The sequence below is a fragment of the Streptomyces sp. NRRL F-5135 genome (assembly GCF_000719775.1).
GTDB lineage: Bacteria > Actinomycetota > Actinomycetes > Streptomycetales > Streptomycetaceae > Streptomyces > Streptomyces hebeiensis.
Window position 1 is genome coordinate 253783 of sequence record NZ_JOHR01000012.1, and the last position, 13479, is coordinate 267261.

Sequence of the window (13479 nt, forward strand, 5' to 3'; positions counted from 1 at the left end):
AGACGTGTGTCCACCAGAACCGATATAAGCGAACTGCTAGGTGCGCGAGCCCGGGGAGAGCCGGTGGCAGCGGGCAGGGGTAGAAAGGTGCCCCTGCCCGCTGCCCGATCGGTCAGTCGAAAAGGCTCTGTAGTCTCGACTCGATCCAGCCGGGCCGTCGAAGCAGTTCAAACGTATCGACGGCGACGACCGCGCGCTGTGGTGGTTCGCTGCCCAGGACCGGGTTTTCGAACTCCTCGAACACCTCGAAGCCCTCTGCTTCCAGCGAGGCCAGCGCGCGGGCCACACGCTTCGAGCGGGCGGGTCCGGTCCAGGACTCAAGAGGATGGGTGATGAGGACAGCGAGATCATCGTGCTGGATGTCTTTCAGGACTGGAAGGCCGTGGGAGGAATCGGCCTTCCAGTGCGAGAAGCTTCTGGCGAACTGCTCTACGCGCTCGAACGCATAGACCTCCTCAGCAGTGAAGTCCGGGTTCTCCCCATCGAGCAGTTCGACCATCTGTGTGGCAAGGCGCCAATCGAGCAGCGGGTGATAGGCGCTGTTGCTGTAGTCCCGCAGGCAGTCGTAGCAGGACGAGTCGCAGGGTGCGGCCACCAAGCTGCCGGAGCGGTGATGGGTGAGATCGGCCGCGACCTCACGCGCGGCGAGCAGGAAATCGGCAGGGCGCTTCCCCAGCCAGGTCGAATATCCGGCACCGTTCTCCAAGGTGTCCGAGAGGAAGACTTGTGCCTGGACACTGCCCTCCTCTTCTCCCCGGACGGGGTACAGACCCGCCGAGAGTTCTCTTCCGTCGATGTCCAATAGCCTGACAGCAGCGAGTTTGAAAACCGTACCGAGTGAGAGCCAAGCAGCCCTTGCGGCCATGCGTCTAGGGTCGAGAGCTAGATCGGCGGGCTGCTCGCGGAGACCGACCAAGAGAACGTCGGTCAGTTTTGCCGAGGCCAGTGCCAGCTTCTCCTCATTGCTGACGGAAGGCTGGGTGGGCAGGCCCAGATCTCTCGCGCGGTCGGCATCGGCCAGGAGTTGCGTGTCCAGGAGACCGTCGTGTCCCTTGACCTTGCCGAACTGGTACCCCTCACCAGTTCCCGCGTTGACCACCACGATGCGTCCCTGGCCACTCTTGAATTCAGCGGCCTTAGTGCAGCGTGGGACGAGCGCTGATGTCGTGTCGAGGGTAAGGCGCGCGGAGAATGCGCGTGGCGTGAACTCGAAGGTGCCGTCGTAATCCTGAGCGGTGTAGCTGGTACGAAAACCGAGAGGCTGACACGACGGGAGCATCCGGTAGTCGCCGGCTTCTCCTGTGGTAGCCCCACACACAGGACACGAATGCTCGGATTCACGGAGATTGACGGAGAGGCACTTGGCGCAGATGCCCACCGTCAGACGATCACTGTCCGGGGCCTTGCCGGGAAGCCACTGCCCGCCCGCGGGCTCGTACGTCACGAGGCCGACTGCTGTGTGCAACGCCTTGTCCTTGACCACTTCACCGCCGGGCGCCCACTCCGAGATGGCGATGTCGATGTCCCGGTCGATGACGTCGGTGAGTTCCGGTCCGTGCGGCCTCTGATGATGCAGATTGCGGACCCGGGTGGGGAATCCGAACATGGGGAGCACTCCACGCTCCGCGAGCGATTGACTGAGCGGCCCCGCGTCCGGCGCGTTCGTCACCACTTCCTCGATCTCGGAGTAGAGGCGGAAAGTGGCCCAGGAGACCAGATCATCCAGCGAAGGCGCGCCAGGAGACGCCCCCTGCAGGAGAACCTGGCCCGCGTGTCTCTTAGCGATGTCGTTGCCGGCCAGCCAGGTACGGACGTCATCCCGCACCAATGGCCATCCGCTGACGGTCCCGAAGGGCCCGTGGACGTTGCGTCCCGGATCCCAGTCGGACGATCCCTCGACCGACCGGAAGGCGAGAGTCAGCAGGCTTGCGGCATAGCAGCGGCGCAGGATCTCCAGGCGATCGAGATCCACGTATGGGCTCGGCGAGGGGTCGCCGGTGATGCGATAGGGGTGCTGGAAGTAGTGGTCGTCATGGGTCCTGGTGCCACGGCAGAGCGTCAGGGCGATGGACAGGTGATCGAGTCGGCGGCCAGCCCGGCCCACGCGCTGCTGGTAGTTGAAGCGCTGTGGTGGCATGTTCGCCATTACCACCGCGCGGAGTGCGCCGATGTCGACGCCGGCTTCCATCGTGGTGGTGACGCTGAGTAGGTCGATCTCATCGACCAACTCGATGTCCTTCCCGCTCAGAAAGACCGATTGGAAGAGGGCTTGCCGGGCTTGCGCGTCGTCGTTGTCGGTCTGGCCCGTCAGCTCTTCGCAGTGGAGTCTGAAGGGGATCCCGGCCTCGCGGGCCAGGAAAGTGTAGTAGTCGTCCAGGGTGACGGAATTCGGGTCGAGGGGTTGGGCAACGAGATGTGAGCTAAGGCAGAAAGCACAGACGCCTGCCGAGCCGTGCAGGTGCCTTCTGGTACAGCGTTCACAGCGCCATTCTGTCCCGCTGGCCAGGACGATCCTGATCTTCTGCCCTTCGATCCGTGGCTCCGCGTCGCTCAGACCGAGTGCATTCTTCACCTCCTGGACCAGCGCGTCCGGGAATACATCGTGACGTTGTGCGACGGCGTTGATGTATTTTCTCGCTGCCGTGTGCAGATTCGCCGGCGGCTCAGGCCGCTGCTCCTGGAACTGGCGGCGCACACCCAGCAGCCTCAGCGTGGACAGGCACACCTGGCGGAAGACCTCGTCATCCAGCAGTCGGCTCTTGAAGGTGATGTCCTGAGCGGCATGGCCGATGCCGAGCGACTCCAGGTCGCGGCCGCCTCCCGCAAAGACCGCCTGCTGGACCTGTGCCTGCACTGTCCGGTGGATTTCGGAACTCAGGACACGCAGATCGTTGGTGAGGGAGGTATCGGGCCGTTGGACCGGGACGCCACTGTTCCAATCGTAGAGATTGGTCCAGCTCCGTGACTCGGTGCTTGCGCTCAGCGAAAACGAGGGTCCACCGGGATGCACGCCGTATGTGACTGCTTGCGTGCTGACTCCGTTACCGAGTTCGACAAGTGTCGGGCCCTTCTGCTGGGCTCGGTAGTCCGCTAGCACGCGTTCGTGCTCGGGGGTGAGGCTGTCATGGGCCAAGGCGACCACTGCTGCGACCAGTTCGGGTGAACCAGTCGCAGCGAGCTGGGCTAGCGCGGCCTGGCCTGCCTGATTCCCCTTGAAGGACTCTGCTGCTAGGGCCACGAGATCCTGCGGATGGTCGAGGGCGGCGATCACGAGCTGCCTGACCAAGTCCTGATAGTGCGATCGCTCCAGGCCGGCGGAGATGCGGGCGGCGTCCTGTCGGCTATCCGAGAAGACGACGATCTTCGTCTGCAGCTGCCTTTTGAGGGCGTCAGTCAGGACCTGGTTGGACTTCTCAAAACCTGTACCCATGGTGCGGATGGGGGACCGGGACCGTGACGGGTCTTCGAACTGGCGGACGTTCTTGAAGATCTCTTTGTCTTCCCCGCAGCAGGGACAGACTGTGGGAAAGGCGCGGACCTTCCCGAGGTGGCCCTGCGGTTGGCTCTGTGCCACCAGCAGGTATCCGTTGTTCTCCTCGTTCGGGTAGCTGCCAACCTTGCCGCTCACGGGATCCAGCACGGCCGGAACAAAGGTGAACGTGTATTCCGGCCGATTCTTTGCCTTCGGTCGGCCACCCTTGTGTTTGTGCGGCGATACGTCGAGATCGGAGCGTTCTCCCGCGGTGGGCAGGAAGATGCTGTAGACATCGGCGGTGCGATCGAAGCGAGCTTTGTCCGGGAGGGATTCGAGATCGGTTGCGGTGGATACCAGGTAGCGCCTGGTGGGATCAGGGCCGATGGTCGGAGAATTGAATCCGCCGAGGAAGACCTCTCCGCACGTGTCGCAGTACAGCAATTCCAGGACGCGAGCGCCGCATTCGCAGGAATACCTGGGTCGGCTGTAGAGCTTTCCGACTAGGCGTTCCGCCGATGACTCCGCGGTGCGTGGTTGGACCTCCGAGCAGTTGCGATCCGCGCATGCCCACATGCCGGTGACGTTCCGGAAGAATAGGTGGAGCCGGAATCGCGAGCCGGCATCCGCCTCCCCGTCGAGGCGCGAGATGAGTGCGTCAGTGGCGTCCAGCGCCTTGTCGGGTGCGAGGCCAGGGAAGAGCTTGGCGGATACGTTGGTCAGCGGCTTTGCTCGGGGGGAGTCGTCCTCGTCGCTCGCTCTGAACGCGGCCTGGAGCGCCGCGTGTCGGTGAGGAAGTGGCGGCAGGGCATCTGTTCCTTGGCCAACGGTGTCTGCCCAGGGCATGAGATCGGTCCTGCCCGTGGTCCGGACGCGTTCACCGGCCAGCACGGAGAAGCGGTCGGCTGACCGTCCGAAGAAGTCGCTCAGAAACTTCCGGTCCACCGGGTTTTCCGGATCCATGGAGGCGGAGGTGGCGATCACGGACAGTTGGTCGGAATCGGTGGACAACCCGAGCCGGTCGATAAGCTTGCGCAGGAGGTAGGCGACCTCAGTGCCCTGAGTGCCCCTGTACATGTGGAGTTCGTCCACGACCAGGCTGAAGACGTGGTTCTTGGAACTCTCCAGCCAGTCACGGGTCCGATCGAAGATCGGATCCTCGTCTCGGCGCATGAGCATGATGTTGAGCATGCTGTAGTTGGTGATGAGGATGTCCGGCGGAGCGACCTGCATGTCCCAGCGAGAACGCATCTCGGCCCCGAAGGGGCGCTGGAGGAAGTAGCGGGCTTCTTCGTCCTCCACAAGGCCGTCCGCGATGCGCTGCTCCAGTTGGCGGCTTCGGTCCTCCATCGAGGCCAGAGTCCTGCGCAATTCCTTCATTTTGGAGGAGTTCGGCTTGGAAGCTAGCTCCAGCGGGCCGGCAACCGGGGTGCGGCCGGTGTAGCGTCCGAAGTGGAAGCAGTTGCCGTCACGGTGCCTGTCGAACCAGTCGCGTACGTCCGGTGCGTCCAGGCTGCGTCGCAACCTGATCAGCTGGTCCTCCACCAGCGCGTTCATTGGATAGAGGAACATGGCGCGCATGGCCGAGGGGCGACCGCTCCCGTGGCGCTGAGCTTGCCAGTGCTGTGACGTGCGCCACCAGGGCTGCTCGGCACCCTGGGGCCCTGTCGGTGCCCACTGACGGGATTCATCGGTCAGTCTGGCTAGCACCGGGACGAGGAAGGCTTCGGTCTTTCCGGAACCGGTTCCCGACGTCACCACGATGTCCCGTCCGTGGTTGTTTGCCTTCAGTGCCTCCGCCTGGTGGGTATAGAGCCTGGGGATTCCCCGGAGCAGACCGGATCCTAGAAGTCCGGCGAACTCCGGAAGTCCTATTTCCGCCGTTAGCTCTTCCAGGGTCTGGGCTGACTGCACGTATTGAGGCAAGAGTTCCAGATACGGCTCCTGAAAGAGGACCCCGGGACTGCGGAGTAGCTCTCTGAGTTCCTCGCCCACCGAAGAGTCGCGAAGGGAGTAGGCGGTGTCGTAATACCGCTGGAAGTAATCGGCAAGTCGGCCGTGGACGGCCGACGGGGAGATGCCAGACATCAAGATCCTCACGGGGGCCAGACTTAGGGGACGAGTTGAAGTTTCTGGTATAGGGATTCGGCCAATTTGCTGGCGAATGCCTCGTCGATGTTCACGTATCTGACGTAGCTCTTGTGCTCAGGGATCGACTGCCGGTCTGGCGCTATCTGCGGGTCGAGCGCGGTTAGTTGCGGCAGCAGGCCGCTGCGCAGCACGGCGGCGCGGGCGTGGAGATGCGGTAGCTGCATGCGTTTCGGGGCGTAAAGTTCCTGTCGCAGCAGGCTGTACCGCAGCACCCAGCGTTCTGCGCGAGCGAGTTCCGCGTACATCACCGTGCGCTTGTCGGCGATGAAGCCGCTCATTTCAATCCAGTAGATATAGCGGTGGGTGTTGTAGCGCTGATACCGGTAGGCGCCGTGGAGGGGTGGTTCGCCGTGGCCTTCGACATCTGTCCAGATGTCGCTGCCCCCCTCGGACATCTTCTGAGGCTCGATGCCGCCGGGCCCTCGCTGTACGCCACGCTCGGTAAGCATTTCTTGGAAGCGGGGAAGACGCAGAACGAGTTGATCCGCGGCGCGGTCCTCGAAGGCGATGCCGAGTACCTCGCAGAGGGCGCGGCATTCATCAGGGTCCGCTAATGACACCATCCGCACCGACGGGCCGTCGGCCTGTCGATATGGCGGAAGTGGTACGACGGACTGTGCGAGGGCGGCAATGTCAGGGTCAGGGTCTTCGTGCAGCCGTTCCAGCCGCTGTATGAGCCAGAGCGGCCTTTGCCCCACCAGGAGCGCGTGCCCTCCGGAATCGGGCAAGGTGGTGAGGACCGGTGGCGTCACACTCCAGATCCGGGCTTCCCAGTCCACTTCGACATGCCCGAGAACCTGCAGGTTGTACAGCGCGATGCGCCAGTCCAGCGTCGAACTGTCCTGCTTGCCCTTCCCCAGCCATGCGTACGTGTCGCGGAAGGCATCGAGGCTCCCGGCGCCGCGTTCGGAGCACCACAGGAGCAGCTCGTCGTGCACCATTCACTTCCCTGCCGTGTAGTCGGTCCAGTCTTGTGCACAAGCCACTGCGGTGGTGGTGATGTTTCCCGAGGTCAGCCTGCGCCAGTCGGCTTGGCTCAGAATCGTCCAGCTCCCTGAAGGCGCGCTGTACGAGCCGGGTTGGACGATCGGGGCTCGCCAGGCCCTGGCGTTCTGGGAACTGGTCACCTGAAGCAGCCATAGAGCTTGGAAAGGCAGAGCAGCGAGCAGCGGTTCGATGTCGATCGCGTGAGGCACGTGGTCCATGGTGGCGATCCAGGCTGGCGCTTCGGGAGCGAGCTGGGCAGCGAGGCGATTCCTGCCCAGGGCGTAGATCGAGCCGCCGAGGCGCAGGAGGCTCGTCGAAGGGAGCGGGTCGCGTTGATAGCTTCCGAAGAACGAGCCGGACAAATGGCCGGGCGGCAGCCAGGGGGCGGGCGCCGACGGACTTGCCGCGTTCGGGATCCTGCTGGGGATGGTAGCCAGCTTGTCGCTCCTCGGAGGGAGCGCTAGTAGTGGCAGGGCAACCCTCTCTCGGTAGCGCTCGACCAGGGTGAAGGTGAGCTTGCGATTCTCGACCTCGATCTCGTGCTCGCCGACGGAGTGCACTCGATCCGCTAGCCGGATCGTGATCGCGTCCGTCGACACTGGGGAAACCGGCGGCAAGGGCACCCCGTCGATTGTGACGGTGCGCGGATGGTCATCGGAAGTCGCTGGCAGAACAAGGTCGGGTGCGTACCCCAGGAGGTAGGTCTGTTTGCCACCATCGATGCGGAGGCCGCCGGACAGACGGGCCAACTGCTGGTGCAGTGGGGCCAGCGGGCCGACGATGCCTCGGACCGTCGTGGTTCGGGTCGGTGTGTAGTCCCTGAACAACGTCCAGCCGTCCGGCACTTGAACTCTGCGGGGCTGGCGTACGGCGTCTGACCCACAGGCAAGCATCACCGCCTCGGCCTGCGCTGCGAAGGCTGTTCTCACCAATACCCGATGCGGCACGCCGATTTCCGCTGTATTGACGGACGTCCACTTCCCGACCAGGTCGTTGGCCTGGAGGACGTAGAGGTCGCGAGCGGGGAGCGTAAGTGTGGCGGTGTCGGCGGCCAGTTCGAGCGCCGATCCCGGAGTGAGCTTCTGGTCCGGAGGCGTGAGAGGTAACCATTCCGCGCCCGAGGGGACCCTGACGATGTCGCCGTTCAGACTGAGCGATTCGAGACGGAGGTGGGAGGGGATGCGGGCTGCGATGCCGTAGGGGAAACCGCCGGCATCGGTCGTGAGAGACAAGGGCACATACGGCAGGCCAGCGGAGTTTCTCGGGAGCCCGTCGTAGTGGGCGAGTTCCTGCTGTAGGACGCTCGCCAGGATCGGTCGCAACTCCGGCGATGCCAGAGCGCGCTGGATTCGCGGGCTGGGCCGATTGAGCCGTACCCACTCCTGGAACCGGGCGAGGAGTTCCGCTTCGGGGACCGAATCTCCCGGCTGCGCCCCGATCGCTGACAGGAACAGCCCGACTTGCACGCGGTCCGATCCGACCAGAACGGCTTGGGACAGGGACCAGCCGATGTTGACCTGGGTCGCATGGGGAATAGCGGAGGGCAGGCCACGGCGGCCCTGTTCATGCTCGGTCAGCCACCACTTCAGGTGACCCCACAGGGTGGGCACGATCACGTCGTAGCCGTCCGGTATGCCGGAGCCTTCGTGCAGGCCGAGCAGCTCGCGGAGCGGGCCGTAGTAGGAAAACTTGCCGACTGCAGGGTTGTCGGAGCGGTGCATCCTGGAGGCCGCGAGCACTGTCGCTGCGAGGAGTGCGATGAAGGGCGGGTCGCCCGCGGCCCCGTGTCGGCGCCAGCGGCGAGCACGGGAGGCGATGCCTTCGAAGGGGTCGCGCCCGAAGACCCGGCTTCTGATGGCAGTTTGGAAGTTCTCGGCTGCGGTCGTGACCGTTGTGGCAGTCTGGGTGTGACTGGTCAGCAGTTCGGTGAGCAGGGCATCGTCTACCGACAAGTACACAGGGGCTGCTGCTTCACGGAGAGGGAAGAAGTGTTCCGTGAGAACTTTGTTCCAGCTGTCATAGTCCATGGGCAACCCCCTCATCTGCGTAGGGAGACGTTAGCCCATCGGTAGGACATTGGTCGCTTTTCGAACATCTGTCGGATACTCTTGGGGCCTGTGCCTGCTTAACTGCCCGACTGCCTTGACAACCGCGGGTTTCTCCGGTGAGCTCCCTCTGTCAAGACATTGAGCAGATCTACTTCGGGGAGTGCCTCCGTTGACCGCCGCACGATCGTCAGCGCGAACCCGGCCCATGGGGAAGGTGCTCTCTCTCTTCACAGGAGCGGGTGGCCTTGACGTGGGTCTGGAGAGGGCTGGGCTGGCTACCGTCGCTTGCATGGAAGTTGCCGCTGACGCCAGGGCCGTGCTCGCAGCCAATCGGCCGGGATGGGTCATGCCTGGCAACGGCGATGTCAACACTGCTGCCCAGTACCTGACTCCCCGAGCGCTAGGGATGAAGCGAGGGCAACTCGACCTCATTGCGGGGGGGCCGCCTTGTCAGCCGTTTTCAAAGGCTGCGCAGTGGGCTTCGACTGCCCGCAGCGGCATGGAGGACGACCGCGCCAAGTCTGTGCATGGGATGCTCGACCTGGTTGAGGGTTTCCTCCCTAGGGCATTACTTGTCGAGAACGTTGAGGGGTTCTTGAGAGGGAACGGGAACGCCTCCGAGGTCATTGACGATGGGCTCGCGGGTATCAACGATCGGCATGGCACCTCCTACAGGATGGTGGCCAAGGTCGTTGACGCAGCTGACTACGGGGTGCCTCAGCATCGACGCCGGGCTATCGGCATTGCGTACCGGGACGGTGCAGAGGTTCACCTGCCAGAGGCGACGCATGCAGGCGACCCGATGCGGGCCTGGGACGTGCTTTGGGATCTTGAAGAGGACGAGAAGCCTGCTGCTACGGGGCAATGGGCAGCGCTACTGCCTTCCATCCCGGAAGGTGGCAACTATCTCCATCTCACCGCCCGTGGCGACGGTGAGGAACTCTTCGGCTGGCGAACTCGGTACTGGTCGTTTCTGCTGAAGCTGGCCAAGGACCGACCGTCCTGGACCTTGCCGGCCTCTCCTGGGCCGAGCACTGGGCCGTTCCACTGGGATAATCGGCCCCTTTCCGTGCGTGAGCAAATGCGCTTGCAGACCTTCCCTGATGAATGGAGCATCGATCAGCCGTTTCGCGCCGGTCGGCGGATGGTGGGTAACGCGACCCCCCCGCTACTTGCAGAGGTGCTGGGGCGAACAATCGTGAGAGACCTTGAACTGGGTGGGGCTTCAGCCAGAGCTCGTCTCTTGTCGGGAGCGCCGTCTTTGCTGCCCGAGCGTCAGCCGAGGGTCCCGCGTGCCGTCGCGCCTGTCCCAATTCCTGAGGCGTACCAACCCCACGTGGGTACCAAGGAGGCTCATCCAGGCGAGGGGGTCGGACCTTCGCCTCGACGGTTGGCGACGAGAGGCTGACCTGATCTGCCCTCTTCTGCGAAATCTGTTGCTGGGCGAGCCTTCGGCCGAAGAGGGAGCGTCTGCGCCGCTGAACCCAGAAGGCGGGCTGTGACGGGTGCGGGTTTTTAGTGGCTTGACCGGATCATCACGGTTAGAACCGGCGAGGCCGGTGACGGCTGGCTCCGCCCGATGTCCTCGTACCCCCACGACCTGTAGAGCGCGTGGACCTTCCCGTCCCCGGCGGCCGGGTTCACCATGAGGGTGACGAACGGCTCGTCGCGGGTGGCGAGGAGGGCGTCGTGGATGCGGCGGGCGGTGCCGGTCTTCCGCCAGGCCGGCCGGACGCCGATCTCCTTCAGGGCCAACGCCGGGCGCTCGGTGTACTTCTCGGCCGGCGTCGGGCTGGTGCGCTGCCAGTAGCGGTCGCCGTGCTCGATGGTGTTGCCGTAGGCGTAGCCGACCGGATGCCCGTCCGCGTACGCGAGGACGGCCGTGAATCCCGGCTCGGTGCCGTGTCGGTCCAGGCGTTCGCCGAACGCGGTGACCGCGTAGTTCGGCAGGTGGAGGAGCGGGGCGCGCACGTCGGCGTACACGTCGAGGAGGTCGCCGCGGGCGGTGTCGAGGGTGGTGAAGGTGCGCAGTTCGATGGGGGGCGCCGTGGTCATGCAGCCATCCTCCAGGCGGCGGTGTGCTCGGTCCAGGTCTGCACGGTGGAGCTGCCCGGCGCGGTGGCGCGCAGTGCGGCGCCGAACTCCTGCAGCATGCGCGTGACCCGGGCGTGCTGGGTGGCGGCTTCGGCGGGGACCTTCATTGCGGTGGCCGTTGCGGCGTCGGGGGCGCCTTGGGAGAGCTGGGCGTGGGCGAGCCGGGTGGTGGTGATGGCGCGGGACCGGATCATGTGGGGTCGGAGGGCGGACAGGCAGCGGTGGGCGTGGTACTCGGCGGTCGAGTAGGCGCCGAGGGCCAAGTGTGCGGAGAGGGCCAGGGAGTCCAGTTCGGCCTGGTCGTAGAAGGCGAGCATCCACACCGGCCGGTAGTCGGCGGGGTCGGCGCGCAGCATGGCGTCCTGCGCCTGCTCGAATGCGCGGCGGGTTCCAGTGCGGTCCTGTGCTGCGCCGTGGATGGCGCCCTGGCGGGCCAGGCCGAGGGAGGCGAACAGGGGGTCACGGCGGGTGAGGTGCAGGTTGCGGGCGACGTCGTTGGCGGCGAACGCGTCCGCCGGTCGGCCCATGTGGCGGTACATGGTGCCGGCGTGGCTCCAGATGCGGAACTTGATGGCCTGGTCGCCGGACATCTCGGCGAGGGCCTGGGCCTCGCGCATGTGCGCCTTGGCGACGTCGTAGCGGCGGCCGTCGATGGCGGCCCACATCGCGGAGGAGCGGAAGGCGGCTGCTGAGGCGTAGAGGTTGCTTCGTACGCGCTGGGTGGCGCTGCCGGCGTTCTGGAGGTTGAGCGCCTCGTCGGCGAGGGCGGCGGCCCGCTGTTCGATGCCGAGTTGTCCGCCGTGGCGGTGGTCGCTGGCGATGATCTCGGCGAAGCGCTTGTTGAGGCGGTTGACGTCGCTCATGCCGATACGTCGCGGCGATGCGGTACCGGGTGCGGCTGCTGCGGCAGCCGCCGCGATGCTGCCGACGAGAGTACGGCGCTTCATGTCGGGGTCCTCCTGCTGCGGTGGGGCCGGGGTGGACGAAGGCCGGCCCCGTGGCACGAACCCTAAAGCGACGGCGGGTAGTCCGGTGACATCCTCAAGGGCCTTGCGGGCGGCTGACTTTGGCCACGAGACCCGGCCCGCTTTCCATGCCCGGACCGATGAGCCGTCGAGTCCACCAGGGTGCCCGGTCAACCGTTCAATAGCCCTGTTCACGGCCTCGGCGAGGCTGTTGGAGCTGTAACCGTGTTCGGCCATCCACGCCTCAAGAACGGTGTTGCGGGTGGTGTCCATGCGGGCACGGTAGCCCGCGCGATCCCCACCCGTCAGGTAAAGGAGAGGTCAAAACGCCCTAGGTCGGTCCGTCGGCTGAGCGCCTGAACGTCCTAACCAACCTGTTGGGAAAGGGAGTTGTCTGGGTGCTGGTCGCCCGCCGCACCCCACCGTGCGGGCGGCTGTTGACGGCCCGGCCCGCTCCTGAGGTTCCCCCGCAGGGGCGGGCTGGGCGCCGAGACGACACGAAGGCTCCACCCCAATGACGAGTCTGAGAACACCAGTTGAGGCCCGCTTCGTTGGCCACCCCACGTACAGCCAGACGTTTCCGTGCGAGCCGGCCACGGCCGAGCTCGGCCGCGAACTCGTCCGGGACATCCTCGGGGTGTGGCACCTCGACGGCCTCGCCGACCGTGCCGCGCTGATCATCACCGAGCTCATCGCGAACGCCTCCAGGCACACTCCGTGTCCCGAGATTCGCCTCAGGGTTGGGCGGCCGAGCGCGACTCGACTGCGTGTCGGGGTCGTGGACCGGGAACCATCACGTCTTCCCATACTCAGCCAGGCGACTGACGACGACGAGTCGGGCCGCGGGCTGCTCCTCGTCGACGCTGTCGCCGACCGCTGGGGCTACGACCTGCACGGCTCCGACAGACGCCCTTGGGGCAAAGAGGTCTGGGCGGAACTCCGTGCCGAGGGCGGCAAGTGAGCATCCCGGCCACGGAACCCTCGCCCCTTCCGGATCTGGCCCGACTCCGGCCCCGCCAGCAGATGGCCATGGACTGCGCCCTCTGCGCCCGGCAACTGGGAGCGAGCGGTCGACGGCTGGGCGAGATACGCCACTGGGGCCTGCTGTTCCAGCTCTGGGCCTGTGCTCCCAACTGTCAGGCCGCCAGATCGACTATCCCGACCAGCTGAGAAAGGGGACGTCCTTCCATGGAGTGGCCGTGGATCACCGGTGACTGCTGGCTCGGCTGCGGGCGTACCGGCGTCCTGGTGATCTGGCTCGGCCCGGTGCAGTGGGACGGGCAGCACGCCCCCTTCTATGCGTGCGAGCCGTGCCTCGATCGCCTCAAGGCCCAGGCGCTCGCCTACTTCATGGAGCGGCGACCGGCATCCGCTTGATCAGAATCCCGGCACACGACTTCCCGGCGTGAGGCGGGCACCCCGCGAGGACTTCCTACGCGGAGCACGTCCCCTCCTGCCGGGCAGCCAGGAGCCGTCCGGTGAGCAGCCGTCTGGCAACGCTCCCGACGGCACCTGGTGGGCACTCCAGCCCAGTAACACCACAACGATTACAAGGAGTTGAAGCATGACGCGCAGCACCGTAGTTCCCAGCCGCACCGAAGTACGCCCGCACATCCCTGGGGCATCGGACGGCTTCGACCTGGACGTCTCCCTTGTCGAGATCGCCGACCCGGCGGGCCTGGTCAACCTGACCGACGACAACTGCGGGTCCACCTGCGGCGCCTGCACCACCAACGTCGCCTGACCGGACCCCAGATCACCC

9 protein-coding genes are annotated in these 13479 nt (G+C 65.3%); 4 read left to right on the forward strand and 5 right to left on the reverse strand.

What is annotated here, in order from left to right; all coding sequences use genetic code 11:
* Positions 1–112: 112 nt before the first annotated feature.
* The 3 genes from IG02_RS0122080 to IG02_RS0122090 are packed head-to-tail and all read right to left on the reverse strand — an operon-like array spanning position 113 to position 8637.
* Complete coding sequence (locus IG02_RS0122080) at positions 113–5560, reverse strand: DEAD/DEAH box helicase (protein ID WP_030750809.1); 5448 nt, start codon at positions 5558–5560, stop codon at positions 113–115.
* Positions 5561–5583: 23 nt separating this feature from the next.
* On the reverse strand, positions 5584–6564 hold the full coding sequence (locus IG02_RS0122085; RefSeq protein WP_030750811.1) for a hypothetical protein: 981 nt from the start codon (positions 6562–6564) through the stop codon (positions 5584–5586).
* Complete coding sequence (locus tag IG02_RS0122090; protein ID WP_158712367.1) at positions 6565–8637, reverse strand: hypothetical protein; 2073 nt, start codon at positions 8635–8637, stop codon at positions 6565–6567.
* Positions 8638–8863: 226 nt separating this feature from the next.
* Here IG02_RS0122090 and IG02_RS43960 point away from each other — a divergent pair, with 226 nt between their 5' ends.
* On the forward strand, positions 8864–10066 hold the full coding sequence (locus IG02_RS43960; RefSeq protein WP_078854695.1) for a DNA cytosine methyltransferase: 1203 nt from the start codon (positions 8864–8866) through the stop codon (positions 10064–10066).
* A gap of 107 nt (positions 10067–10173) precedes the next feature.
* Here the strand turns inward: IG02_RS43960 and IG02_RS0122095 are convergent, their stop codons facing one another.
* Positions 10174–10713 carry a GNAT family N-acetyltransferase gene (locus IG02_RS0122095; protein WP_030750815.1) on the reverse strand — a complete coding sequence of 180 codons (540 nt, stop codon included), beginning with the start codon at positions 10711–10713 and terminating at the stop codon, positions 10174–10176.
* Positions 10710–11990, reverse strand: a complete 1281-nt coding sequence (locus IG02_RS0122100; RefSeq protein ID WP_078854696.1) for a Tat pathway signal sequence domain protein — start codon at positions 11988–11990, stop codon at positions 10710–10712. Before IG02_RS0122100 ends, IG02_RS0122095 begins: the two co-directional genes overlap by 4 nt.
* Positions 11991–12231: 241 nt before the next feature.
* Between IG02_RS0122100 and IG02_RS0122105 the strand changes: the two genes are divergently transcribed.
* The 3 genes from IG02_RS0122105 (at position 12232) to IG02_RS0122115 (ending at position 13461) form a co-directional block, all read left to right on the forward strand.
* Complete coding sequence (locus IG02_RS0122105; RefSeq protein ID WP_030750821.1) at positions 12232–12678, forward strand: ATP-binding protein; 447 nt, start codon at positions 12232–12234, stop codon at positions 12676–12678.
* Positions 12679–12905: 227 nt separating this feature from the next.
* Positions 12906–13094, forward strand: coding sequence for a hypothetical protein (locus tag IG02_RS0122110; RefSeq protein ID WP_019759144.1), 189 nt, complete (start codon positions 12906–12908; stop codon positions 13092–13094).
* Between the two features lie 187 nt (positions 13095–13281).
* Positions 13282–13461: an FxLD family lanthipeptide gene (locus tag IG02_RS0122115; protein ID WP_030750825.1), complete on the forward strand. Its 180-nt coding sequence runs from the start codon at positions 13282–13284 to the stop codon at positions 13459–13461.
* The last annotated feature ends 18 nt before the right edge of the window (positions 13462–13479 follow it).